Raw genomic sequence first — 24,116 nt, forward strand, 5'->3', positions numbered from 1 at the left:
CCCCCGTTCCATGGTTCTCCAAGACGGGGCGGGACGCGCGGTGTCGCGGACTGGGAGGCTCGCCCATGGGCGGACGCTCACAACCTTTCATACAGAACCGAGTGGCCATCCAAGGGTAAAGGATGGGCAAAGTCCTGCGGTCGGCCTATGCCGTCAGCGGCTTCACCCAGCGTCGCCACTGCTCCTGGGGCGCGTACCCGGCGGCGCCCCACGCGTGGTGCGCGGTCTCGTTGCGGGTGAGCACCACCGCGTCCGCGCGCCGCCCGCCGAGCCGTACGAAGCGTTCCTCGGCGGCGGCCAGCAGCGCGGACGCGACCCCCTGGCGGCGCCGGTCCGGGTGCACGGCCAGCCGGTACAGATGGCAGCGCCAGCCGTCGAACCCCGCGATCACCGTGCCGGCCAGCTCGCCCCCCTGCTCGGCGAGGAGCAGCGCCTCCGGATCGCGCTCCACGAGCTTCTCCACGCCGGCCCGGTCGTCGCTGATGCTCGTGCCTTCGGCGGCGACCTTCCAGAACGCCAGCACGGTGTCGAGGTCCTCGGGCGTCGCGGCCCGGATGCGCAGCTCCGTCATGCCGTGATCACATCACGCACGGGCGGCCGGGACAGGCCGTTCCATCATGCGGACGTCAGGCCCCGCGCACCCGTTCCATGACCGGCGCGAACGCCTCCATGTAGGGCTCCAGGACCGTGAAGTACGTGAAGCCGTAGCGCTGCCGCCGGGCCAGGACCTGCTCCGCCAGCTCCTCCGGCGTGCCGACCAGGGAGACGGGCAGGTCCAGCACCTGCTCCACCGTCAGGTCCGGCACGAGTTCCAGGAACGGCTGGACGGCGGCCTCCCGGTCCTCCGTGCCGATCACCATCTGCAGCAGCAGGTTGAGCTCGGGCGGCTCCTCGCGGTGCTCCGCGAGCTTCAGACACCGCGCCACGCGTTCGTCGAGCTCCTCCGCGGTGATCGGCGTCAGCTGCCCGGTCGTGCTGCCGGGCACCGTACGCGCCCCGGTGAACGCCGCGATGTCGGCGTGCTCGGCGCTCAGCCGCAGCACGCGGTCGCCGTTCCCGCCGATCAGCAGCGGCACCCGGGGCCGCTGCGCCGCCTGCGGTCGGTGCTCCTGCGAGCCCAGCAGCCGCCCCAACTCCTCGACCGTACGCCGCAGGTGCTCCACCCGCTCGCCCGGCGAGCCGAACGGCAGCCCGGCCGACTCGTGCTCCGCCCGCACGTAGCCGGTGCCCAGGCCGAGTTCCAGGCGTCCGCCCGTCAGCGCGTCCGTCGTCGCCACCTCGCGGGCCAGCAGCGTCGGGTTGTAGAAGCCCGCGTTGAGGGTGAAGGTGCCCAGCCTCGGACGCTCGGTGGCCTCGGCGGCCGCCACGAGCGCGGGGAAGGGCGCGGGCATGCCCAGATGGTCGGGGACCAGGATCACGTCGTACCTCAGCTCCTCGGCCCGGCGGCACTTGGCGCGCCACTCCCCGGCGGACCCGGGTTGCAGCAGATTGACCCCGAAGCGGAACGGACGCGACATGAACTCTCCTCACACGAAAGCGACTTGAGTACCCGCCGCGATTCCATCACTCGTGCGCGATGGCCGCCAGTACGTTCATGCGGGATGCACGCAACGCCGGCAGCAGCGCCGCCACGACCCCGATCACCGCCGAACCGATCACCACGGCGACGATCGTGACCCACGGGATCGCGAGGGCCGTCATCCCCTGGAGCGCGAGCACCTGCTGCGTGCACAGGCCCCACACCAGCCCCAGCGCGAGCCCCAGGACCGCGCCGAACACGGCGATCACCACCGACTCCAGCCGGATCATCCGCCGCAACTGCCGCCGGGCCAGGCCGATCGCCCGCAGCAGCCCGATCTCCCGGGTGCGCTCGACGACCGACAGCGCGAGGGTGTTGACCACGCCGAGCACCGCGATGATGATCGCCAGCCCCAGCAGCGCGTACACGAGGTACAGCAGGACGGCGATCTGGTCGTGGACGAGCTGCTTGTAGTCGGCCAGGTCCCGCACCTGCACCTGCGGATACGGGTCGAGGGTCGCCTCCAGCCGCGCGCGCAGCTCGTCGTCGCTCGTGCCCGGGGCGGCGTTGACGTACAGCGCGGAGTCCTGCCCGCCGGGCGCGTACCGCTCCAGCGTGCCGAGACCGAAGTAGAGCCCGCCCTGGGTGCCGAACCCCTCGGCGGAGTCCTGGTCGGTGAGGGCGCCGACCGTCAGCTCGGCCGAGCGTCCGCCCTGGAACTCCACCGGGACGGTGCCGCCCACCCGGACGCCGTGGTCGCGGGCGAAGTCCCGGTCCATGGCCAGGCGCCCGTCGGCGAGCGCGGCCGCCGAGTCCCCTTGCGTGTAGGTGATGTTGGCGACCTCGTCGAGCCGCGGATCGTAGCCCGCCGCGGTCGTCTCGACGCGGTCGCCGTCCGGCAGCCGCACCGCGACCGGCGTGAACCGCCCCCGTACGACGAGGCCCACGCCCTCGGTGTCGCGCACCGCGTCGGTGACCTCCTTCGGGAACGGCAGGAAGTTGGTGTTCTGGATGACGAAGTCGGCACCCAGCGTCCTGTCGATCTGCCGGTCGAACGACGCGGTCATCGACTCGCTCGCCACCGACATGCCGCCGACCAGGGCGAGACCGACCATCAGGGCGGCCGCGGTGGCTCCGGTACGGCGGGGATTGCGCAGGGCGTTGCGCTGGCTCATCCGGCCGATCGACCCGAACAACGCGGGGAAGACCCCGCCCAGCACGCGGATCACCGGGCGCACCAGCAGCGGACCGGCGATCACCGTCGCGATCAGGGTCAGCACGACACCGAGGCCCAGCAGGGACGCCGCCGACGCCGTCCGCTCGGACACCGCGCACCCCACGAGCGCCGCCGCCCCGGCCGCCCCGACGACGGCGCCCGCCACCGCGCGCACCCGCAGTGGGCGGCCCACCCCGGCGACCTCGGCGTCCGACAGCGCGGCCATCGGTGAGACGCCCGCGGCCCGCCGCGCCGGGAGGTACGCGGCGACGAAGGTGACGCCGAGGCCGACGACGTACGCCGCCACGGGCGTCACCCAGCCGATGACCATCTCGTCTGCGTCGATGTTCATGCCGAGCAGGCCCATCAGCTCGATGAGCCCGGCCGCGAGCCCGATGCCCGCGGCGAGCCCCAGCGTGGAGCCGACCAGGCCGAGCAGGAGGGCCTCGGTGAGCACCGAGCGGCGCACCTGCCGCCGGTCGGCGCCGAGGGCGCGCAGCAGGCCCAGCTCACGGGTGCGCTGGGCGATGAGCATCGAGAAGGTGTTGACGATCAGGAACACGCCGACCAGCACGGCGATCCCGGCGAAGCCGAGCATCACGTACTTGATGACGTCGAGGAACCGGCCCAGCTGCTCGACGTCGGACTCGGCCTGCTCGTCGGCGGTCCGGAAGTCGTAGGTGTGCGCGCCGAGTGCGGCGGCCACGCGCCGCTTGAGCTGCTCGTCGCCGACGCCCTCCGCCGCGTCGACCGCGATGCCGGTGGCGGCCCGCGGGTCGCCGAGGAGTTTCGTCCGCGCGGTGGACGGGTCGAGGAAGACCAGGGCGGCGCCCGGATTGGTCGTGGTGAACGTGACGATGCCGACGACCCGGACCTCGAACGACCCGGGCGGCGCGATCACGGTGAGGGTGTCGCCGATGCGCACGTCCCTGCGGTCGGCGGTCTCCGAGTCGAGCAGCGCCTGGCCGGGCCCGCGCGGGGCGTGGCCGGAGGTCAGCTCCACGGGGCTGCGCTCGTTCGGGTTCCAGGCGTTGCCGAGCGTGGGCGCCCCGGTGGTGGGGCCGACCGGTTCGTTGTTCTCGTCGACGACCGTGAGCCCGTTGACGTCCACCTCGGCGCGTGCCGCCGCCACGCCGTCGACGCGCCGTACGCGTTCGGCGAGCGCGGCCGGCAGGGTCGCCGTCCGGCCGGAGGGCACCGCCTCGTCGAGGCCCTCCTTCGGGCTGACCGTGACATCGGCGGCGGTGGAGGCGAACAGCCGGTCGAAGGTGCGGCTGACGGTGTCCGAGAAGATCAGGCTCCCCGCGACGAACGCGACGGACAGCAGGACGGCGAGCGCGGAGAGCAGCAGCCGCCCCTTGTGCGCCAGGAAGCTCCTCAGGGTCGCCTTGAGCACGGGGTCAGTTCTCCTCGAACCGCGTGCGGATCACATCGAACCTCTTCATGCGTTCGAGCACGGCCTCCGCCGTGGGCCGCGGCATCTCGTCGACGATCCGGCCGTCCCCGAGGAAGAGCACCAGGTCCGAGTGGGCGGCGGCCCCCGGGTCGTGGGTGACCATGACGACGGTCTGCCCGAGCCGGTCCACCGCCTCGCGCAGGAAGCCGAGCACCTCCAGACCGGCGCGCGAGTCGAGGTTGCCGGTCGGCTCGTCCGCGAAGATCAGCTCGGGCCGCGAGGCCAGCGCCCGCGCGCAGGCCACGCGCTGCTGCTGACCGCCGGAGAGCTGGGAGGGCCGGTGCCTGAGCCGGTCCCTCAGGCCGAGCGTGTCGATGACCTGGTCCAGCCACTTCTCGTCGGGCCGCTTGCCCGCGATGTCCATGGGCAGGGTGATGTTCTCCAGCGCGTTCAGGGTCGGGATGAGGTTGAACGACTGGAACATGAACCCGATCCGGTCCCGGCGCAGCCGGGTCAGCTCACGCTCCCGCAGCCCGGTGATCTCCGTGTCGCCGAGCCACACCCGGCCGGCCGAAACGGTGTCGAGCCCCGCCAGGCAGTGCATCAATGTGGACTTCCCGGAGCCCGACGGCCCCATCACGGCGGTGAACCGGCCGCGCACGACGTCCACGTCCACCGAGTCGAGCGCCAGCACGGTCGTCTCGCCCGAGCCGTACGCCTTGGTCAGCCCGCGGGCGCGGGCCGCGATCCCGTCGGCCGACGCGAGGCCGGGGACGTGCTCCGCAGCAGGTGTGGACAAGGCCGCCTCCTCAGGGTGTACGTCGGACATCCTGACTCTGCCCGAGCGTAATGTGACCCGGCACACACTCGGTATCCTCCGCGGGTCGGACTCCGGCCCTTGCCGGTGCTAGCGCCCTCGCGCTAGCGTCGAGGTATGGCGAAGACCCAGCTGAACGTGCGAGTCGACGAGGGCACCGCCCGCGCCGCCCGCGAACGCGCCCTGGCCCGCGGGATGAGCGTCAACCGCTACATCGAGGAGCTGGTCAGACAGGACACCGGCGAGGTGGGCCACACGTTCGTGGAGGCCGCCGCCGACTTCATGAAGCAGTACGAGTCCGTCTTCGCCGAGGAGTTCGGCCCGGACCGTGAGGGCACGCGCGAAGGTCGCCACTGAACCGTTGAACAACCTCGAGATCGACCTCGCCTGGCTGCTGATGCTCGCCGAGCAGAAGACCCCCGGCGACCCCCAGGTCACCGACTGGGGAGCGCTCGTCGCCGCCGTCGCACGCCACCAGGCCCGGATATTCGACGTCCCCGTCTACGACAGCCCCCACGCCCGCGCCGCCGCGCTGCTCCAGCTCCTCATCCACGTCCCCGCGCTGGAACGTTCCAACGCCCTCTTCGCCTCCGCCGTCGCCTACGCCTACCTCGTCGCCGGCGGCGCCAAGGTCGTCACCTCGCCCGAGCAGGTCCGCGACCTTGCCCGGCTGGTCAAGAGCGGTGAGGCGTCCGTACGGGACATCGAGCGGGAGCTGCGCCAGTGGAGCCTGTGACTACGCGCTGACACCCGGGCGCCACGCCGTGCCCAGCACGCAGTACGAGGCGGGCAGCACCGGCCCCTGCTCCGGCATCATCACCCGCCGGTAGGGGCCGAGCTCGAACCCGGCGTCCCGCAGTGCCCGCACGGGCTCCCGCGACAGGTGGCAGCCGCCGCTCACCAGCGGCCACAGCGTCCGGTCCAGCGCGTGCTGCGTGAAGGTCATCGCCCGGCCACCGCCCCGGCCGTGCTCGAAGAACCGCACCTCGCCGCCCGGCCGCAGCACCCGCCGCAGTTCCCCGAGCGCCCGGGGCACGTCCCGCACACTGCACAGCACCAGCGACACCACGGCCGCGTCGAAGCCCTCGCTCTTGACCGGCAGCGCCTCGGCCGCCCCCGGCACCACGTCCACCGGAACGTCGGCGCGCAGGGCGGCCTCCACAGCCAGCTGCCGCAGCAGCCGCTCCGGCTCGATGGCCACGACCTCCGAGACGGTGCCCGGGTAGTGCGCGAAGTTCAGCCCGTTGCCCGCGCCGATCTCGATCACCCGCCCGGACAGCCCGGCGAGCAGTCTCTCGCGCATCCGGCCCATGCCCATCCGGGTCTCGGCGTGCACGCTGACCCGGGCGTAGTAGCGGGCGAAGAGCGGGTGGTGCACGGCATCCCGCGGCACCGTGCCGGAGCGGAGCGGCATGGGGGACCTCCCTGACGAGGCGGGCCTACCGCGATTCTCCCTCGCGGGGACCCGGCGCACCCCTGCCTGCCGGTGACACCGGCGAACCGGGTGCCCGCCACGGCCCGCCTCGTCGGCCGGCTAGGCGAGTTCCGCCGCCAGCAGCTCCGCCGTCCTGGCCACCAGCGGGTTGTCGGCCGGGGCGTCCTCCTCCGGCTGGGTGGTCAGCACGGACATCACGATCGGGGGACCGTCCGGCGGCCAGGTGATGCCCACGTCGTGGTTGCCGCCGTACCGCCCGCCGCCGGTCTTGTCGGCGATCAGCCAGTCGGCCGGCAGGGCCTTGCGGAACTTCTCGACGCTCGTGGTGTTGCGGAGCAGCCAGTCCGTCAGCCGGGCCCGGTCCCGCGGCTCCAGCGCGTCGCCGAGCACCAGACGGGCGTAGGTCCGGCCGATGGCGCGCGGGGAGGTCGTGTCGGTCACGCGCCAGGGTTCCGCGCTGTTGAGCTCGGGCTCCCACCGGTCGAGCCGGGTGACCCCGTCACCGATCGAGCGGGCGAACCGCGTGATCGCGGTCGGTCCGCCCAGCTCCTTCAGCAGCAGGTTGCCCGCGGTGTTGTCGCTGAAGCGGATGGTGGCGTCGCATAGTTCGGCGACGGTCATGCCGGTCGCGACGTGGTCCTCGGTGATGGGGGAGTACCCGGAGTCCGTGACGTACTCCCGGGTGTAGTGGATGCGCCGGGCCAGGAACTCGCCGTCGCGGTCGAGGTCGCGCAGCACGGCAGCGGCGGCGAGCGTCTTGAAGACCGAGGCCATGGGGAAGAGTTCGTCGGCCCGGTACGCCACCGTCCGGCCCGTGCGCAGGTTGCGGGCGTACACCCCCAGGCGGGCGGTGTGTTCCTGCTCCAGCTTCCGCAGCCGTGCGGTGACGCCGCCGGTGCCCGGTAAGGCGTGGGCCGTGCCGCCGCCCAGCGAGAGAGCGGCGGCCGCGCCCAGCGCGAGGGCCGTGCGGCGGGACGGACGTGAGTGTGGGGTGTGCACGGGGTTCCCTTCCGACGTGATCACGTACGTAGTTCAACACGCGATCACGTCCGCGTCGGTTTCACCGCACGGCCGCGGCACGCTCAGGACGCCGGCGGTGCCTCCCGTACCCGGAACGCCTCCGCGTCCCACGTGCCGTCGAGGCGGGGCGCCAACCAGTGCGGCGCGGCCGCCCGGAAGACGGCGGGGGAGAGGCCCCCCGACCCGGCGGGCACCGACCCCAGCAGCGGCGCCCCGGCCACGTCCGGCAGGTCCGCGAGGTTGCAGCGCGCGGCGAGATCCGGTTCCGCGGGCCAGCTCCCGATCACCACGCCCGCCAACTCCAGTCCCCGGGAGCGGAGTTCGCGTGCCGTCAGCTCCGTCGTGTTCAGCGTGCCGAGCCCGGCCGGTGCCACGACCAGCACCGGCGCCGACAGCAGCCCGGCCGCGTCCGCCAGCGTGCCGCCGGCCGCGTCGAACCGTACGAGCAGTCCGCCCGCCCCCTCCACCAGCACCAGGTCGTGCTCGGTGGCCAGCTTGGCGGCGGCCTCCGCGACCTCGTGCGGATGCACCGGGGCACGACCGGCCCGGCGGGCCGCCGTGGCCGGCGCCAACGGCTCCGGATAGCGGGCGAGTTCGGCCGTCGTCACCGGGCCCGCGAGGCGCGCGACCTCCGCGGCGTCCCCCGGCTCGTCCGGCCGCACGCCCGTCTGCGCGGCCTTCAGCACGGCCACCGAACGGCCGGCCGCCAGGGCCGTCGCGGCGACGGCGGCGGTCACCACCGTCTTGCCGACCTCCGTGCCCGTGCCCGTGATCACCAGGACCGGCATGTCATCACCCCGCTCATCCTTCTCGCGCCGCCGCGCACACCGCCCGCGCGATCCGCGCCAGGTCCGCGTCGCCCGTGACGTACGGCGGCATGGTGTAGATCAGATCGCGGAACGGCCGCAGCCACACGCCTTCGCGCACGGCCGCCTCCGTCGCCGCCCGCATGTCCACGGCGTGGTCCAGCTGCACGACCCCGATGGCGCCGAGGACCCGTACGTCCTTCACCCCCGGCAGGGCGGAGGCCGCCGCGAGTCCGTCCCGCAGTCCCGCCTCGATCCGCTTGACCTCGGCGAGCCAGTCCTGGCCGAGCAGCAGCTCGATCGAGGCGCACGCCACGGCCGCCGCCAGCGGGTTGCCCATGAAGGTCGGACCGTGGGCCAGCACCGGGACCTCGCCCCGTGAGATGCCGTCGGCGACCCGCGCGGTGCACAGCGTCGCCGCCATCGTCAGATAGCCGCCGGTCAGCGCCTTGCCCACGCACATCACATCCGGCGTCACCGCCGCGTGCTCCGCCGCGAACAGGGCGCCCGTGCGGCCGAAGCCGGTGGCGATCTCGTCGAACACCAGCAGCACGCCGTGCGCGTCGCACGCCTCGCGCAGCACCCGCAGATACGCGGGGGAGTGGAACCGCATCCCGCCCGCGCCCTGCACCACCGGCTCGACGATCACCGCGGCCAGCTCGTCGGCGTGCCGCCCGATCAGCGACCGCAGGTGCTCGGCGTAGGCCTCGTCGTACTCCGCCGGGGGCGGGTCCGCGAAGACCTGGCGTTGCAGCACCCCGGTCCACAACTCGTGCATCCCGCCCTCGGGGTCGCACACCGACATCGGCTGCCAGGTGTCGCCGTGGTAGCCGCCGCGCCAGGTCAGCAGCCGCTGTTTGCCGGGGAGGCCCAGTGAGCGCCAGTACTGGAGACACATCTTGACCGCGACCTCGACCGACACCGACCCGGAGTCCGCGAGGAAGACGTGCTCCAGCCCCTCGGGCGACATGTCGACAAGGAGCTTCGCCAGGCGTACGGCGGGCTCGTGGGTGAGTCCGCCGAACATCACGTGGCTCATCCGCCCGAGCTGCTCGCGCGCGGCCTCGTTCAGCACCGGGTGGTTGTAGCCGTGGATCGCCGACCACCAGGACGACATACCGTCGACCAGCTCGCCCGAGCCGTCCGCGAGCCGCAGCCGTACCCCGCTCGCCGACTCCACGACGAGCGGTTCCTGCCGGCCGGGCATCGGCCCGTACGGGTGCCACACATGCCGCCGGTCGAGCTCCAGCAGCTCGGGCACCGTCAGCTCGGCCACCGTCGGCTCAGGCATTGGGCGCGAGGTCCGTCCCGGCGCCCCGGCGGCGCACGGCGACCAGGTCGGTACGGGGCTCACCGGCCTGCGGGGCGGGTGCGGCACCGCACACGCCGTTCCCGTCGGGCCCCTCGGAGCCGCAGCCGCCACCGCTTCCGCAGCCGCCGGAGGCGCGGTGCTCCGGCAGCGTCACCTGGTCGGTGCCCTCCACCTCGAACCCGGCGTCCGCGATCATCTCCAGGTCGGCCTTGCCCGCCTGGCCCTCGCTGGTGAGGTAGTCGCCCAGGAAGATCGAGTTGGCCAGGTGCAGTGCGAGCGGCTGCATCGTGCGCAGATGGACCTCGCGCCCGCCCGCGATGCGTACCTCCACGTCCGGGCAGACGAACCGGGTCATCGCCAGGATCCTCAGGCACCGCTGCGGCGTCAGGTTCCACTCCTTGCCCAGCGGCGTGCCCTCGAACGGGATGAGGAAGTTGACCGGAACCGAGTCCGGGTCCAGCTCGCGCAGCGAGAAGACGACGTCCACCAGGTCCTCGTCCGTCTCGCCCATGCCGGCGATCAGCCCCGAGCAGGCGGACAGGCCCGCCGCGTGCGCCTTGTTGACCGTGTCGACGCGGTCGGCGTACGTGTGCGTGGTGGTGATCTCCCCGTACGTCGCCTCGGAGGTGTTGAGGTTGTGGTTGTAGGCGTCGGCGCCCGCCTCGCGCAGCCGCTCGGCCTGGCCGTCGGAGAGCAGTCCGAGGCAGGCGCACACCTCGACGCCCTCGTTGTTCTCCTTGATCGCCTTGATCGTCTCGGAGACCCGGTCCACGTCCCGGTCGGTGGGACCGCGCCCGCTGGCCACCAGGCACACCCGTTTGGCGCCGCCCGCCACACCGGCCGCCGCCGCGTCGGAGGCCTGATCGGGTTTGAGCCATGTGTACTTCAGGATCCCGGCCTCGGAACCGAGCCGCTGCGAACAGTAGGAGCAGTCCTCGGGGCACAGGCCGGACTTCAGGTTGACGAGATAGTTGAGTTTCACCCGTCGGCCGAACCAGTGCCGGCGCACCTTCCCGGCCGCGGCCACCACATCGAGCAGGTCGTCGTCGGACGTCGCGAGGACGGCCAGTGCCTCGTCACGGGTCGGCAGCTCGCGCCGAAGCCCCTTGTCCACCAGCGTGTTCAGCAGGTCCATGAGAGCCGATCCTGTCCTACGGAGCGGCCCGCGGCCAAGGAGAGTTCGCACAACAGAGTCGCTTCGAGGTGTGGGTATTGCCACACAGTGACCTGCTGGTCGTCCCGCTAGTGTCTGTGCACTGCCTACAAATTCCCCGGAGGACCACCCATGGCGTTCGGCTGGATCGACGAGCAGGCGCGGCTGCGCCGCCGCGCGGGACTCGTACGGACCCTGCGCCCCCGTCCGGCCGACTCGCCGCTCCTGGACCTGGCGAGCAACGACTATCTGGGACTCGCCCGCCACCCCGAGGTCACCGAGGGCGCGGCCCGCGCCGCGAAGAGCTGGGGCGGCGGCTCGACCGGCTCCCGGCTGGTCACCGGCAGCACCGAACTGCACGCGGAGCTGGAACGGGAGCTGGCCGATTTCTGCGGTGCCGAGGCCGCCCTGGTCTTCTCCTCCGGCTACGCGGCCAACCTCGCGGCGGTCACCGCGCTGGCCCCGCACGGTGCGCTGATCGTCTCCGACGCGGGCAACCACGCCTCGCTCATCGACGGCTGCCGACTGGCCCGCGGCACGACCCAGGTCGTGGCGCACGCCGAGCCCGAGGCCGCGCGCAAGGCGCTGGCGGGCCATGAGGGCCCGGCGATCGCCGTGTCCGACACCGTCTTCTCGGTCGACGGCGACGCGGCCCCGCTCGCCGCACTCGCCGGGGCCTGCCGGGAGCACGGCGCCGGACTGGTCGTCGACGACGCCCACGGCCTGGGCGTCCTCGGCGACGGCGGTCGCGGCGCCCCGCACGCGGCGGGACTCGCGGGCGCCGACGACGTCGTCGTGACGGTCACGCTCTCCAAATCGCTCGGCAGCCAGGGCGGAGCCGTCCTCGGCCCGGCCCGGGTCGTCGACCACCTGGTCAACGCGGCACGGACGTTCATCTTCGACACGGGACTCGCCCCCGCCGCGGCGGGGGCGGCCCTCGCGGCCCTGCGGCTGCTGCGCCGCGAGCCGGAGCGGGCGGCGCGGGCCCGCGCGGTGGCGGGCGAGCTGTACGCAGGGCTGACCGCCGCGGGTCTGGAAGCGGTGCGTCCGGACGCCGCGGTGGTCTCGGTGCGGGCGCCCTCTCCCGAGGACGCCGTGCGCTGGGCGGCCGAGTGCCGCGCGGCGGGCCTGGCCGTGGGCTGTTTCCGTCCTCCTTCCGTGCCGGACGGCATCTCACGGCTCAGGCTGACCGCCCGCGCGGACCTGACCGGTCAGCAGATCGAACGCGCTGTACGGCTGATCGGCGAGACGCGGCCATGAGTCGGCGTGACACGGCCGTGCGTCGCACGATGGCGGGCTGGACGGACGGGGTTCACATACGGTCCACCGCGGCCGTGAACTCCGCCCAGCTCCTCGAGGAGAAGAGCAGCGCGGGCCCGGCCGGGGCCTTGGAGTCACGCACGGCGAGGAGCCCGGCCCAGGGAGGGGTGTCCGGACACGCGGTCTCGACGCAGTTGTTCGCGCCGGTGCTGTAGCTGCTGCGCAACCACCGCACACCGTGCAGTTCGATGCTCGAGGGGACATGACGAGGCAGTGCACGCATGGGGTCTCCTTACGCGCCGGCGGCTGTCCCGGCGATGAAATCCAACGAGTCCTCGGGCGAAAGGGCGTGGATCTGAAGGGCGTTGAAGGCCTCCGTGTAGGCCTGGAGGTCTTCTTTCCGTTCGAGATAGAGGCTACTCGTCAAGTGGTCGAGAACAACCACATCCAGATCAGAAGTGCTCGAAAATGAGAAGATAACGAAAGGGCCGGTGACACCGATGTGCGCCCCGGCGGCGAATGGCAGCACCTGCAGCCGCACTTGGGGCAGCCGCGCCGCCTCGACCAGGCGTTCCAGCTGCCGGGCCATGACCCCTGGCCCGCCCACCTCGCGGCGCAGCACCGCCTCGTCCAGGACGGCGCTCAGTGCCAGCGGCGGATCCGCGCGCAGCACGTCCTGCCTGGCCAGTCGCACTTCGACGAGGGTGTCGAGCCGGTCTTCCGACAGCCCCTCCACCGCGGCCCTCGTCACGGCGCGCGCGTACTCGGGCGTCTGGAGCAGGCCCGGGACGACGGTGGTCTCCAGGGTGCGCATCGCGCTGGCCTGGGACTCCAGGCTGATGAAATCCCGGTAGGTCGGCGGCAGCACCCCGCGGTAGGCGTGCCACCAGTGGTGCCGGCCGTCGCTGTCCTCGGACCCCGCCAACGCCATGAGCAACTCGCGAAGTTGGGAGTCCGCCACATCGTAGGCATCGAGGAGTAACCGCACATCGGCCGGTTTCACCCCGCTCGTGCCCGTCTCGATCCGACTGACCTTCGACTGGTGCCAGCCCACCAGCCGGGCCGCCTCGCCACTGGTGAGCCCCGTCGAGGTGCGCAGCGCACGCAGTTCGGCGCCCAGTTTCCGGCGGCGCACCGCGGGACCGTGCTGCATGGGCTTCTCCTTACTCCTTCCGAGCCACCCAAATGCGGTCTCGCGTCGTAGAGTTCACCGCTTTGAGCGACAGATATATGCACATCTTGGTGGATCGCCGTCCTCCATGGGGGTTCTGGTGGCAGTCTGGCGACGAAGCACCAGTCCGGGACCGTACTCGAACCTTCCGCTCCGTGTCGGACTGCGGTCCCGTGGGAAAGGGACGACGTCGCCATGGCAGACCATTTGGAAGCCTCCGTCACTCTGCCGAGCGATCCCGCCTCGGTCTCCGCAGCGCGTGCCTACGTGGTGGGCACGCTGGCGGAGTGGGGCCTGCCGGAGGACACGGAAGTGTCCGACACCATCCGGCTCATCATCTCCGAACTCGCCACCAACGCCGTCCAGCACACCTTCGGGCAGTCGCCCACGTTCACCGTGGACGTCGCACTCGACCGCGACGAGCACCTGCGCGTCGGTGTCACGGACAGCCACCCGCGCTTCCCCAGACGGCTCCCCGCGGCGGTCCAGCAGGACAACGGCCGCGGCCTGGCCATCATCCGCTGGCTGACCGCGGAGTACGGCGGCAGGCTCCGTATCCGCCCCACCCGCGAGGGCGGCAAGACCATCTCCGTCGAACTCCCGTGGACTGTCCCGGCCCAGCCCGTGACGGCGGCGGGACAGCAGGAGCCGTAACGTCACAGCGGCCCGCAGACCTTGTCCGCCGCACGGCGGGGCCCACCGGACGGGCCCACCGGACCGGCCCACGGTGGACGCCGCCTCGCCGCCCTGCCGGGCGACCGGAACCCTACGCCGCGGCCCGCCTGCTCAGCGCCGCCCAGCACCCCGTGACGCCCCGCACGCAACGCCGCACCCACGCGCAACGGCGCCCCCCGGACGTCGCGCCTCCGGAAGGGGCCGCCCCGACACCCACCCGCCCCGACGCTCGTCGGCTCGGATGCTTGCCGCCTCGACGCTCGTCGATTTGGACGCGCCGCCCCGCGCTCGTCGGGTCGGATGCTTGCAGCCCGATGCTCGTCGGCTTGGACGGGCCGCCCTACGCTCGGTCGGCTTGGACGGGCCGCCCTACGCTCGTCGGGTCGGATGCTTGCAGCCCGATGCTCGTCGGCTTGGACGGGCCGCTCTACGCTCGTCGGCTCGGACGCGCCGCCCTACGCTCGTCGGGTCGGATGCTTGCAGCCCGATGCTCGTCGGCTTGGACGGGCCGCTCTACGCTCGTCGGCTCGGACGCGCCGCCCTACGCTCGTCGGGTCGGATGCCTGCAGCCCGATGCTCGTCGGCTTGGACGGGCCGCCCTACGCTCGTCGCCTTGGACGCGCCGTCCGACGCTCGCCGCCCCGACGCTCGTCGGCCCGGCCCGGCCCGGCCGGCCCGGCCCCGCCCCGACCGACACCGCCCGTGTCACCGGCGTCGCGTCGACGTCTCCCGACGTGCCGTTCCCGGCGGCGTCGACGGCTGCCTGACGGTGTCCCGCAGCTGCGCCGGAACCCTGACGGGGACAGACCGGGGCGACGCCGGCTCCTCCGCCGGCCCGGCGGGCTCGTCGCGCAGGCCCGCTCGCCGGACCAGCCGGGGGAGCAGCCCCCACAGGCCGACACAGACCAGGAAGGTTGCCGCGCTCGCCGCGATGCCGCCGGCCCGGCCGGTCGTCACATCGACCACCAGCAGGACGGAACCGCTGAACGCGAACACGAGCACCACCAGGCCGGTGGTGGCCAGGCGCGAGGAGACCTGCACGATGCGCGGCTTGGCGCCCTGCTGGAAGAGCGAGCGGTGCAGCGCGGCCGGCGCGGTGAACAGCGCCGCGGCCAGGACCGCCAGCAGCAGCGTGATGACGTAGGTGACGCGCTGGACCGTGTCGAGGTCCTCGAAGCGCGAGGTGAAGGCGAGCGACAGCAGGAAGGCGAAGAGGATCTGTACGCCCGTCTGGGTGACGCGGAGTTCCTGGAGCAGCTCGACGAAGTTGCGGTCGGCGCGCTGCAGCGGCGTCTCGTTGCGTGCGGTGCAGGGACGGTGCTCGGCCATGGGTGACGGGTAACCACCTGAGCCCGTATCACGCTCCGGCGTGCGGCGGCGCGTCAGGACGCCGCCGCACGCCGGGCGCTTACTTCACGCGCCCGTACCAGACGCTCTTGGTCCAGATCTTCTGCAGCCGCACCACGTCCCCGGTCTTCGGGGCGTGCCAGAGCTTGTTCTTACCCGCGTAGATACCGACGTGGTACACGCTCTTGCCCGAGTGGAAGAACACCAGGTCCCCCGCCTTGCGGTTCTTGGCGGAGATGTGACGGGTCTTGTTGTACTGCTGGGCGGCCGTGCGGGGGAGCTTCTTGCCGGCCTTCTTGAACGAGTACAGCGTCAGCCCGGAGCAGTCGAACCGGTGCGGCCCGGTGGCCCCGTACTTGTAGGGCGAGCCCTTCTTCGAGGCCGCGATCTGGAGTGCCTTCGTCGCATGCGTGGCTGCCGCGGCCTCCGAGGAGAAGCCGGGGGCCACGATCGAGCCGCCCACCGCGGCGATGGTGAGGGCCGAGGCCGTACCGGCCCGGACCATGAGCGACGGGACACGATTGAGCGCAGTCATGCGCAACCCTTCGTCAGCCGCCTGTGAAGGATGACCTGTCGGATTCGGGCTGGCGAAGTTGCCCGGCCGCTGACGCGGCTTCACCCCAAGGGCTGCTCGGGCCCGGTCATGGCGTGACCGTCCCGGCGACCCGTCGTGCTTGGGTCCTCCACTCCTGCCGATCCACTTCCGTCGACCGGTCATCCGGGCGGCGGCAGGACTCGGCGTCCGCCCGGATCGCCCCGCCGTTGTGGCGGGGGCTTGTCGTCAGACAGGGATCTTGACTCATCGTTGTCCGGAAATCCCAACCGAACCGGGGATTTGTGTTGTTACTCACCACTCACCCGTTCGGGTGGACACGTCTGTGTTCGAGCCACCGTCGACAGCTCCGCGGACCGCCGGACCAGGCATGGAATGTCCCATTCCGCCCCACGGCTACGCGCGTTGCGCAACTGTGGGGGCCCAAAAAAAGGATCCCCGTCTACTCCGAACAGGGGTACGTCGTTCGGCCCGTTTCGACTCAGGCCCGGACGCTCCGTCGACAGGGCGGACGTCCGGGCCGTCGGATCCGCGTCAACTGACGGACTCGGGCGGCAGGGTGAGCCTGGCCGTGCGCCGCTCACCGTCCAGCACTCGCAGCGCCCGGGCCAGCGTGCCGGCGTGCAGTTCCGTCTCGCCCCGCTGGTGCATCAGGGCCAACGCGTCACGTAGCGCGGTCGCCTTGCCGACCAGGGCCTGGGCGGCGCGCAGTCCGCGGTAGGTGTCGCCGTGCAGCGCCGGGTTGATCCGGCCGAGCAGATCGACGACATCGAGGTAACGGTCGATCAACTCCGCCTCGGCGCGGGTCAGCGCGGGCAGCGGCGGCAGTTCGGGCGGCAGCACCGGAGTCTCACCGTCCGGTCGGCGCGGCCAGGGTGGCCTCGCGGTTGGGGAGGATCCGGTCCACCAGGCCGTACTCCACCGCCTCCTGGGCGGTGAGGATCTTGTCCCGCTCGATGTCCGCGCCGACCTGCTCCCGGGTGCGGCCCGTGTGCCGCGCGAGCATCTCCTCCATGCGCGTCCGGATGCGCGTCAACTCGTCGGCCTTAATCGCCAGATCGCTGGCCTGGCCGTGGACCGGCTCGGGCAGCGACGGCTGATGGATCACCAGACGCGCGCCGGGCAGCACGGATCGCTTGCCGGGTGTGCCCGCGGCCAGCAGTACCGAGGCGGCGGCCCCGGCCTGGCCGAGGCAGACCGTCTCCACGTCGCAGGTGACGTAGCGCATCGTGTCGTAGATGGCGGTCATCGCGTGGAAGGAGCCGCCGGGGGAGTTGATGTAGAGCGCGATGTCGCGGTCCGGGGCCTGGTGCTCCAGGTACATGAACTGGGCCATCACGTCGTTCGCCGACGTCTCGTCCACCGGCGCGCCGAGGAAGACGATCCGCCCCTCCAGCAGCTTGGAGTACGGATCCATCGTCCGGTGCCCGGACCCCGTGCGTTCGGTGAACTCGGGCAGCACGTAGCGGGCGGACGGTCGGGTCATGGCGAACCCCTCCTCGCGGGCAGAGCCGTCTCCGGCGACGGCTGTCTCTGTAAAAAATGTACAGGACGTACGTGACGTTATGATGGGTGCATGGCCTACGAGATTCCGGTGACGCAAGCCAGGGCTGAACTCGCCGACCTGATCAACCGCGTGGTGTACGGCGGCGAACGCGTCGTCGTCACCCGGCACGGCAAGCCTCTCGTCGCCCTCGTCTCGGCCGATGACCTGCGGCGACTCGAGGAACTCGCGGAGTCGGCGGAGCCCGCCGAGGAGCAGGTGATCAGCGCCGTCTCCACGGTCCGCGAGGTCGCTTCCGCTCCTCGCGAACAGCAGCGGTTCGGCATCGCGGCGGAGCACCGGAGGGCGGGCGGCCCGGCGTAGGGCGGGCGGCCCGGCGTGGTCCGGGCACGCGATCGGAGGACCGGTCCGGCGCGGTCAGCGACCCGGGCATCCCGGACGAGCGGACGAAAAGGCCGCGCACCCCCGTCCGCTACAGCGGGGGTGCGCGGCCGTCCTTGCGGTGCGGCGGCTCAGCCGACGGCCGCGAGGCCGCGTGCGTCGGCCGCGGGGGCGCCGCTCTCCTTCCGCGCCCTGAGCGAACCTCCGAGCAGTACGGCGCACAGGCCCAGCGCCGCCCACCAGGTCAGGGTCAGGGCGGGGCCGGTCGCCGCCGCGCCGTCGAAGTAGGCCACCGAGCGCAGCAGGGTCGTCCCCGCGCCGGGCGGCAGCCACTGGCCGATCGCGCCGGCCGGTTCCGGCAGCATCCGCGGTGCCGACGGCGCGCCGGAGAACGGGTTGCCGAGCAGCATCACCACGGCCGCCGCGATCCCCATCCCGGCGGTGCCGGCCAGGGCGGCGAGTCCGGCGACGGTGCCGCTGACGGCCAGCGCGGACAGGCCGAGCACGGCCGCCTCCGCCCACCAGTCGCCCGTGAGCACCCCGAGCCAGCTGTCCGCGATCCCGGTCGCGACCACGCCCACCAGGGCGGACGCGCCGAGCAGAGCGGTCACGGCCCGGACGCCGCGCAACCCCAGCCTCGTGACCACGGCGCCCGCCGCGATGCCGGCCAGGGCGAGCGGCAGGACGGAGGCGTTCAGTGCCGCGCCGCGCGGATCGCTCGCCGGGGCCGGTACGACGTCGACCGTCCTGACCTGTGTGCCCCCGGCGGAGGCCTGCTGCGCGACGGCCTGCTGGAGGAACTGCGCCACGGCCGGCCCCGCGGCGGAAGCGGTGAGCAGTTCGGGGCCCTCGGGCGTGACCACCACCGCCCCGTACACGCTCCGGTCCTCGATCGCGTCCCGGGCGGCGGCCTCGTCGGCGTAGCGGTGGATCTCGAACGCGCCCTCGTGGCGCTCCAGCTGCCGCTCGACCTGGGCGGTCGCCGCTGGTGGTCCCGCGATGCCCAGGGGCAGGTCGCGGGGCGCGGTGCGGGCGGCCGGCCAGGCGAAGGCCCACAGGGCCAGGGCCGCGAGAACGGGGACGAGCACGACGACCGCGATCACGTGGCGGGTGCTGGTGGAAGGCATGAGGTCTCCGGATCGCTAAAAAGAAGGATCGTTCGTTTTTCTCTGCTTCCACGGTGCTCCGGCCGGGACTCCTTGTCAAGAATGAATATTCGTTTTACTTTGGGGATCATGGCTCGCGTGTCCCAGGAACATCTCGACGCCCGCCGCCGCCAGATCCTCGACGGCGCCGCGCTCTGCTTCGCCCGCAACGGCTTCCACGCCACGTCCATGCAGGACGTGCTGAAGGAGGTCGGCCTCTCCGCCGGCGCGGTCTACCGGTACTTCAGCGGCAAGGACGAGCTGATCGAGGCGATCGTCGGCGAGGTGCTGGAGGTGGTGGGCGGCGTCTTCGAGAGCGCGGCCGAGCAGAGCCCGCCGCCGCTGCCCGACGAGATGATCCCCAGCCTCCTCGCCACCCTGAAGGAGGTCAGGCCCGGCGTCGTGCAGGACGGCGAGTGGATCTTCCCCCGCCTCATGCTCCAGGCCTGGACGGAGACCGTGCGCAACGATGACCTGGCCGCCGTCATCCACGCCGGCTACGACCGTGTCCGCGCGGGCTGGGCGAAGGTGGTGGAGGGCTACCGGGCCGCCGATCTGATCCCCGAGGACGTCGACGCCGACGCCATGGCGCGGGTGATGATCGCCCTCGCGCAGGGCTTCGCCGCCCAGATGGCCGTCTTCGGGGAACTGCCCCCGCAGACCCTCGGGGACGGAGTCCGGGCGCTGATGCGCATGCGGGACCCGCGCGCGGGCGCCTGAGGGATCACAGCTCGGTTAACGTGCCTGAAACCCGGTCCAATTAGCCTGCCGCCACGCCACCAGGGGTTTTCCCCGGGGGTTGCGGCAACCGGGCCCCGCACGGTCCGGAGCGAGGACTGTGAGGTGGGACGTGCAACTGACCCCGCACGAGCAAGAGAGGCTGCTGATCCACGTGGCGGCCGACGTGGCCGAGAAGCGCCGGGCCCGTGGGCTCAGGCTCAATCACCCCGAGGCGGTCGCCCTCATCACGTCGCACATTCTCGAAGGCGCCCGGGACGGCCGGACCGTCGCCGAACTCATGGCCTCCGGACGGAAGCTGCTCACCCGGGACGACGTCATGGAGGGTGTCCCGGAGATGATCCACGACGTCCAGGTCGAGGCCACCTTCCCGGACGGAACCAAGCTCGTCACCGTCCACGAGCCGATCGTCTGAGAGGGCCCCGATGATCCCCGGAGAGACCCTCTTCGCCGACGACCCGATTGCCTACAACGAGGGCCGTGACGTCACCCGGCTCACCGTCCTCAACGCAGCCGACCGCCCCGTCCAGGTCGGCTCCCACTACCACTTCGCCGAGGCCAACCCCGGTCTGGAGTTCGACCGCGCCGCCGCGCGCGGCAAGCGGCTGAACGTCGCCGCCGGCACGGCCGTGCGTTTCGAGCCCGGGATCCCCGTCGACGTCGAACTCGTTCCGCTCAGCGGCGCCCGGGTCGTGCCCGGCCTGCGCGGGGAGACCGGAGGTGCCCTCGATGCCTGAGATCTCGCGTGCCGCGTACGCCGACCTGTTCGGCCCGACGACCGGCGACCGGATCCGGCTCGCCGACACCGACCTGCTGGTCGAGATCGAGGAGGATCGTTCCGGTGGTCCCGGACGCGCCGGTGACGAGGCCGTGTTCGGCGGCGGCAAGGTCATCCGCGAGTCCATGGGACAGGCGCGTGCCACGCGTGCCGAGGGCACCCCGGACACCGTGATCACCGGCGCGGTGATCATCGACCACTGGGGCATCGTCAAAGCAGACGTCGGCATCCGCGACGGGCGGATCACCGGCATCGGCAAGGCCGGCAACCCCGACACCATGGACGGCGTCCACCCGGACCTGGTCATCGGCCCGGAGACCGAGATCATCGCCGGCAACGGGCGGATCCTCACGGCCGGCGCCATCGACGCGCACGTGCACTTCATCTGCCCGCAGATCGCCGACGAGGCGCTGTCCTCGGGCATCACGACCCTCGTCGGCGGCGGCACCGGCCCGGCCGAGGGCTCCAAGGCGACCACCGTGACCCCCGGCCCCTGGCACCTGGCCCGGATGCTGGAGGCCATGGAGGCGTACCCCCTCAACATCGGCCTGCTAGGCAAGGGCAACACCGTCTCCCACGAGGCGATGCTGTCGCAGATCCGGGGCGGCGCGCTCGGTCTGAAGCTGCACGAGGACTGGGGCTCCACCCCGGCCGTCATCGACGCCTCGCTGACCGTCGCCGACCAGACGGGCATCCAGGTCGCCATCCACACGGACACCCTCAACGAGGCCGGGTTCGTCGGTGACACGCTCGCCGCGATCGCCGGGCGGGGCATCCACGCATACCACACCGAGGGCGCGGGCGGCGGCCACGCGCCGGACATCATGACCGTGGTCTCCGAGTCGTACGTGCTGCCGAGCTCGACCAATCCGACCCGGCCGTTCACCGTCAACACCGCCGAGGAACACCTCGACATGCTGATGGTGTGCCACCACCTCAACCCGGCCGTGCCGGAGGACCTGGCCTTCGCCGAGTCCCGGATCCGGCCGTCCACGATCGGCGCCGAGGACGTGCTGCACGACCTCGGCGCGATCTCGATCATCTCCTCCGACTCCCAGGCCATGGGGCGCGTGGGCGAGGTCGTCATGCGGACCTGGCAGACCGCCCACGTGATGAAGCGGCGGCGGGGCGCGCTGCCCGGGGACGGACGGGCCGACAACCGGCGGGTGCGCCGCTATGTCGCCAAGTACACGATCAACCCCGCCCTCGCCCAGGGCCTGGCCCGCGAGATCGGGTCGGTGGAGAGCGGCAAGCTGGCCGACCTGGTCCTGTGGGAGCCGGCGTTCTTCGGCGTCAAGCCGCAGCTCGTCATCAAGGGCGGGCAGATCGCCTACGCGCAGATGGGCGACGCCAACGCCTCCATCCCGACCCCGCAGCCGGTCCTGCCGCGGCCGATGTACGGGGCGATCGGCCGGGCGCCGGCGTCCAACTCCGTCAACTTCGTGGCGCCGCTCGCCCTGGAGGACGGGCTGCCGGAGCGACTGGGCCTCGGCAAGCGGTTCACGGCGATCGAGTCGACGCGCCGGGTCACCAAGGCCGACATGCGGGAGAACGACGCGCGGCCCGAGGTACGGGTCGACCCCGACAGCTTCGCCGTGCACGTCGACGGGGAGCTGATCGAGGCGTCGCCGGCGGCCGAACTGCCCATGGCCCAGCGGTACTTCCTCTTCTGAAGGCGGGGTTGCGATGTCGCGCGCGGCGCTTCTCGTCCTGGCCGACGGCCGCTTCCCCGCCGGCGGGCACGCGCACTCCGGCGGGGCCGAGGAGGCGGTGAAGGCCGGGCGGATCAGCGGGGCGGCGAGCCTCGCGGACTTCTGCCGGGGACGGCTGCACACGGCCGGGCTGGTGGCGGCTGCTCTGTCGGCGGCCGCGGCGCTCGGGATCGACCCCGTCGCGCTGGACCGCGCCGCGGACGCCCGTACGCCCTCGCCCGCGCTGCGGCTCGCCGCGCGCAAGCTGGGGCGGCAGCTGATGCGGGCCGCCCGGTCGACCTGGCCGTCCGCAGAACTGGACGCCCTGGGCCGGGAGTTCCCCAAGGGCGCCCATCAGCCGGTGGTGCTCGGGCTGGCGGCCCGGGCGGCGGGGCTGGGGCCGGTCGACGCGGCGTACTGCGCGGCGTACGAGAGCGTCGGCGGACCGGCCACGGCGACGGTGCGGTTGCTGAGCCTGGACCCCTTCGACGCGACGGGCGTGCTGGCCCGGCTGGCGCCGGAGATGGACCGGGTCGCGGACCGGGCGGTGGAGGCGGCACGCCGAGTCGTCGACGAAGGAGTCGACGCCCTGCCGGCGGGGTCGGCGCCCCTGCTGGAGATCGGGGCGGAGGCGCACGCCGGGTGGCCCGTCCGGCTGTTCGCCTCCTAGCCGGCGGCCCGTCGCCCACCTCGTCGAATCAGTCGGACAAGAAAGCAGGAGCCGTACATGCACCTCGACCACAGTCACAGCCATGACGGACCGGCCGCCGTCGGTGCCGACGCACACCGGGCCGACGGCAGCCGCCGCGCGCTGCGCATCGGCCTCGGCGGGCCCGTGGGGTCCGGGAAGACCGCGACCGTCGCCGCCCTCTGCCGGGCGCTGCGGGACGAGCTGTCCCTCGCCGTCGTCACCAACGACATCTACACCCGGGAGGACGCCGAGTTCCTGCTCCGGGAGGCCGTGCTGCCGCCCGAGCGGATCACCGCCGTGGAGACGGGGGCCTGCCCGCACACCGCGATCCGGGACGACATCTCCGCCAACCTCGAAGCGGTGGAGGACCTGGAGGACGCCGTGGGGCCGCTGGACCTGGTGCTCGTGGAGTCCGGCGGGGACAACCTGACCGCGACCTTCTCCAAGGGGCTCGTCGACGCGCAGATCTTCGTGATCGACGTGGCCGGGGGCGATGACATCCCCCGCAAGGGCGGACCGGGCGTGACCACCGCCGACCTGCTCGTCGTCAACAAGACCGACCTCGCCCCGTACGTCGGCTCCGACCTGGCCCGCATGGCCGCCGACGCCAAGGCGCAGCGGGCGGAACTCCCGGTCGTCTTCCAGTCGTTGCGCAGCGAGGCCGGGGTGGCCGACGTCGCGGCGTGGGTGCGCGCGCAGCTCGCCGCCTGGGCGGCCTGAGCGTGAGCGGCTCCGCCGGGGTGCGGTCCGTCGCGAGGATCCTGGCCCGCGACGACGGACGGGGCGGGACCTCCCTGCCCGTGCTGGAGAGCGACGGCCCCCTGGCGCTGCGCCGCACCCGGGCCGGCGGCAGCGAGGCGCGGGTCATGCTGGTCGGGGCGATGAGCGGACCCCTGGGCGGTGACCACTTCACCGTGCAGGCCCGGGTGGAGGAGGGGGCCCGGCTGTCCGTCGGATCGGCCGCCGCCACCATCGCACTGCCCGGGCAGGCGAAGGGCGAGGCACACTACGACGTGCGGCTCGAGGTCGCCGACCACGCCGAACTGCACTGGCTGCCCGAGCAGTTGATCTCGGCGCACGGCAGCGACCTGTATGTCGCGACCCGCGTCGAACTCGCCGCCACGGCTCGGCTGGTCCTGCGCGAGGAGCAGGTGCTCGGGCGGTCCGGTGAGGAACCCGGACGGCTGACGAGCCGGCTGACCGTGCGGGTCGCCGACCGGGTGGTGCTCGACCAGGAACTGGCGTGCGGTCCCGGCGCACCGGGCGGCTGGGACGGTCCGGCCGTGCTCGCGGGACACCGGGCCGTGGGACAACTCGTCGTCGTGCGGCCCGAGTTCGCCGCCGAGCCGGTGCCCGTCCGGTCCCTGGGGGAGGGGGCCGCCCTCATGCCGCTCGCCGGGCCCGCCGCGCTGGTGACCGCCGTGGCGCCGGACGCCCTCCGGCTGCGGCGGCTGCTCGACGAGGCCCTGGCCTCTCTCGGATAGCCGTCCGTAGAACAGACGCGGTTC

28 protein-coding genes and 1 riboswitch are annotated in these 24,116 nt (G+C 72.6%); of the genes, 12 read left to right on the top strand and 16 right to left on the bottom strand.

All coding sequences use genetic code 11. The features are described 5' to 3' along the window. Positions 1-145 precede the first annotated feature (145 nt). The 4 genes from ACSUPV_RS34955 to ACSUPV_RS34970 are packed head-to-tail and all read right to left on the bottom strand — an operon-like array spanning position 146 to position 4,930. A complete protein-coding gene (locus ACSUPV_RS34955; RefSeq protein ID WP_436949216.1) occupies positions 146-571 on the bottom strand; it encodes a GNAT family N-acetyltransferase in 426 nt (141 codons plus the stop codon). Positions 572-626: 55 nt separating this feature from the next. Beyond that, the gene (locus tag ACSUPV_RS34960; protein ID WP_436949218.1) at positions 627-1,517 is read right to left on the bottom strand and encodes an LLM class F420-dependent oxidoreductase; all 891 of its coding nucleotides are present in this window, start codon (positions 1,515-1,517) and stop codon (positions 627-629) included. A gap of 46 nt (positions 1,518-1,563) precedes the next feature. After that, the gene (locus ACSUPV_RS34965) at positions 1,564-4,131 is read right to left on the bottom strand and encodes an ABC transporter permease (RefSeq protein ID WP_436949219.1); all 2,568 of its coding nucleotides are present in this window, start codon (positions 4,129-4,131) and stop codon (positions 1,564-1,566) included. A gap of 4 nt (positions 4,132-4,135) precedes the next feature. Next, entirely contained in the window at positions 4,136-4,930 is a 795-nt protein-coding gene (locus ACSUPV_RS34970; RefSeq protein WP_031115008.1) for an ABC transporter ATP-binding protein, read from the bottom strand. Between the two features lie 135 nt (positions 4,931-5,065). On the opposite strand from ACSUPV_RS34970, the gene ACSUPV_RS34975 reads away from it, so the two are divergent. Continuing rightward, positions 5,066-5,305, top strand: coding sequence for a hypothetical protein (locus ACSUPV_RS34975; protein WP_003988727.1), 240 nt, complete (start codon positions 5,066-5,068; stop codon positions 5,303-5,305). Positions 5,306-5,309: 4 nt separating this feature from the next. Further along, on the top strand, positions 5,310-5,684 hold the full coding sequence (locus tag ACSUPV_RS34980) for a hypothetical protein (protein WP_031115007.1): 375 nt from the start codon (positions 5,310-5,312) through the stop codon (positions 5,682-5,684). Here ACSUPV_RS34980 and ACSUPV_RS34985 read toward each other — a convergent pair whose 3' ends face one another. The 5 genes from ACSUPV_RS34985 to bioB form a co-directional block, all read right to left on the bottom strand. Continuing rightward, a complete protein-coding gene (locus tag ACSUPV_RS34985) occupies positions 5,685-6,362 on the bottom strand; it encodes a class I SAM-dependent methyltransferase (protein WP_031115006.1) in 678 nt (225 codons plus the stop codon). Between the two features lie 120 nt (positions 6,363-6,482). After that, positions 6,483-7,382 (bottom strand): class A beta-lactamase, encoded by a 900-nt coding sequence (gene bla / locus ACSUPV_RS34990; RefSeq protein WP_037765716.1) that lies wholly within the window; start codon positions 7,380-7,382, stop codon positions 6,483-6,485. An 83-nt stretch (positions 7,383-7,465) separates the two neighbouring features. Beyond that, positions 7,466-8,191 (bottom strand): dethiobiotin synthase, encoded by a 726-nt coding sequence (gene bioD / locus ACSUPV_RS34995; RefSeq protein ID WP_037765601.1) that lies wholly within the window; start codon positions 8,189-8,191, stop codon positions 7,466-7,468. 13 nt (positions 8,192-8,204) lie between these two features. Continuing rightward, entirely contained in the window at positions 8,205-9,500 is a 1,296-nt protein-coding gene (locus tag ACSUPV_RS35000; protein WP_359793502.1) for an adenosylmethionine--8-amino-7-oxononanoate transaminase, read from the bottom strand. Continuing rightward, on the bottom strand, positions 9,493-10,656 hold the full coding sequence (gene bioB / locus ACSUPV_RS35005; RefSeq protein WP_436949221.1) for a biotin synthase BioB: 1,164 nt from the start codon (positions 10,654-10,656) through the stop codon (positions 9,493-9,495). Before bioB ends, ACSUPV_RS35000 begins: the two co-directional genes overlap by 8 nt. Before the next feature lie 150 nt (positions 10,657-10,806). Here bioB and ACSUPV_RS35010 point away from each other — a divergent pair, with 150 nt between their 5' ends. Beyond that, complete coding sequence (locus tag ACSUPV_RS35010; protein WP_031115000.1) at positions 10,807-11,934, top strand: 8-amino-7-oxononanoate synthase; 1,128 nt, start codon at positions 10,807-10,809, stop codon at positions 11,932-11,934. 52 nt (positions 11,935-11,986) lie between these two features. Here the strand turns inward: ACSUPV_RS35010 and ACSUPV_RS35015 are convergent, their stop codons facing one another. Together ACSUPV_RS35015 and ACSUPV_RS35020 are read right to left on the bottom strand one after the other, a co-directional pair. Next, on the bottom strand, positions 11,987-12,217 hold the full coding sequence (locus ACSUPV_RS35015; RefSeq protein WP_031114999.1) for a DUF397 domain-containing protein: 231 nt from the start codon (positions 12,215-12,217) through the stop codon (positions 11,987-11,989). Between the two features lie 9 nt (positions 12,218-12,226). Continuing rightward, positions 12,227-13,087 (bottom strand): helix-turn-helix domain-containing protein, encoded by an 861-nt coding sequence (locus tag ACSUPV_RS35020; protein ID WP_031114998.1) that lies wholly within the window; start codon positions 13,085-13,087, stop codon positions 12,227-12,229. Positions 13,088-13,300: 213 nt separating this feature from the next. On the opposite strand from ACSUPV_RS35020, the gene ACSUPV_RS35025 reads away from it, so the two are divergent. Next, entirely contained in the window at positions 13,301-13,759 is a 459-nt protein-coding gene (locus ACSUPV_RS35025) for an ATP-binding protein (protein WP_031114997.1), read from the top strand. Positions 13,760-14,485: 726 nt separating this feature from the next. Here the strand turns inward: ACSUPV_RS35025 and ACSUPV_RS35030 are convergent. The 4 genes from ACSUPV_RS35030 to ACSUPV_RS35045 all read right to left on the bottom strand — a co-directional run bounded on the left by ACSUPV_RS35030 (position 14,486) and on the right by ACSUPV_RS35045 (position 17,166). Then, positions 14,486-15,109 (bottom strand): DUF6328 family protein, encoded by a 624-nt coding sequence (locus ACSUPV_RS35030; RefSeq protein ID WP_037765611.1) that lies wholly within the window; start codon positions 15,107-15,109, stop codon positions 14,486-14,488. Positions 15,110-15,188: 79 nt separating this feature from the next. Beyond that, a complete protein-coding gene (locus ACSUPV_RS35035; protein WP_031114995.1) occupies positions 15,189-15,662 on the bottom strand; it encodes a C40 family peptidase in 474 nt (157 codons plus the stop codon). 3 nt (positions 15,663-15,665) lie between these two features. Beyond that, positions 15,666-15,846, bottom strand: a riboswitch (cyclic di-AMP (ydaO/yuaA leader). Between the two features lie 368 nt (positions 15,847-16,214). Next, the gene (locus tag ACSUPV_RS35040) at positions 16,215-16,523 is read right to left on the bottom strand and encodes a hypothetical protein (protein ID WP_037765613.1); all 309 of its coding nucleotides are present in this window, start codon (positions 16,521-16,523) and stop codon (positions 16,215-16,217) included. A 7-nt stretch (positions 16,524-16,530) separates the two neighbouring features. Further along, complete coding sequence (locus tag ACSUPV_RS35045; RefSeq protein WP_436949222.1) at positions 16,531-17,166, bottom strand: ATP-dependent Clp protease proteolytic subunit; 636 nt, start codon at positions 17,164-17,166, stop codon at positions 16,531-16,533. A gap of 90 nt (positions 17,167-17,256) precedes the next feature. On the opposite strand from ACSUPV_RS35045, the gene ACSUPV_RS35050 reads away from it, so the two are divergent. After that, positions 17,257-17,547, top strand: a complete 291-nt coding sequence (locus ACSUPV_RS35050; protein ID WP_031114992.1) for a type II toxin-antitoxin system Phd/YefM family antitoxin — start codon at positions 17,257-17,259, stop codon at positions 17,545-17,547. 149 nt (positions 17,548-17,696) lie between these two features. On the opposite strand, the gene ACSUPV_RS35055 is transcribed toward ACSUPV_RS35050, so the two are convergent. After that, the gene (locus ACSUPV_RS35055; RefSeq protein WP_436949224.1) at positions 17,697-18,692 is read right to left on the bottom strand and encodes an ABC transporter permease; all 996 of its coding nucleotides are present in this window, start codon (positions 18,690-18,692) and stop codon (positions 17,697-17,699) included. A gap of 108 nt (positions 18,693-18,800) precedes the next feature. On the opposite strand from ACSUPV_RS35055, the gene ACSUPV_RS35060 reads away from it, so the two are divergent. From ACSUPV_RS35060 to ACSUPV_RS35090, 7 genes are all read left to right on the top strand, one after another. Beyond that, positions 18,801-19,430 carry a TetR/AcrR family transcriptional regulator gene (locus ACSUPV_RS35060; RefSeq protein ID WP_031114990.1) on the top strand — a complete coding sequence of 210 codons (630 nt, stop codon included), beginning with the start codon at positions 18,801-18,803 and terminating at the stop codon, positions 19,428-19,430. A 130-nt stretch (positions 19,431-19,560) separates the two neighbouring features. Continuing rightward, entirely contained in the window at positions 19,561-19,863 is a 303-nt protein-coding gene (locus ACSUPV_RS35065; RefSeq protein WP_031114989.1) for an urease subunit gamma, read from the top strand. A gap of 10 nt (positions 19,864-19,873) precedes the next feature. Further along, positions 19,874-20,185, top strand: a complete 312-nt coding sequence (locus tag ACSUPV_RS35070) for an urease subunit beta (RefSeq protein ID WP_436949225.1) — start codon at positions 19,874-19,876, stop codon at positions 20,183-20,185. Continuing rightward, positions 20,178-21,899, top strand: a complete 1,722-nt coding sequence (locus tag ACSUPV_RS35075; protein WP_037765623.1) for an urease subunit alpha — start codon at positions 20,178-20,180, stop codon at positions 21,897-21,899. The genes ACSUPV_RS35070 and ACSUPV_RS35075 overlap by 8 nt, the downstream gene beginning before the upstream one ends. Before the next feature lie 13 nt (positions 21,900-21,912). Beyond that, a complete protein-coding gene (locus ACSUPV_RS35080; RefSeq protein ID WP_031114986.1) occupies positions 21,913-22,587 on the top strand; it encodes an urease accessory protein UreF in 675 nt (224 codons plus the stop codon). Between the two features lie 57 nt (positions 22,588-22,644). Next, complete coding sequence (gene ureG / locus ACSUPV_RS35085) at positions 22,645-23,328, top strand: urease accessory protein UreG (RefSeq protein ID WP_382614241.1); 684 nt, start codon at positions 22,645-22,647, stop codon at positions 23,326-23,328. Next, positions 23,292-24,092: an urease accessory protein UreD gene (locus ACSUPV_RS35090; protein WP_436949226.1), complete on the top strand. Its 801-nt coding sequence runs from the start codon at positions 23,292-23,294 to the stop codon at positions 24,090-24,092. Before ureG ends, ACSUPV_RS35090 begins: the two co-directional genes overlap by 37 nt. The last annotated feature ends 24 nt before the right edge of the window (positions 24,093-24,116 follow it).

The sequence above is a fragment of the Streptomyces sp. SudanB52_2052 genome (assembly GCF_964272415.1).
Lineage (GTDB): Bacteria > Actinomycetota > Actinomycetes > Streptomycetales > Streptomycetaceae > Streptomyces > Streptomyces olindensis.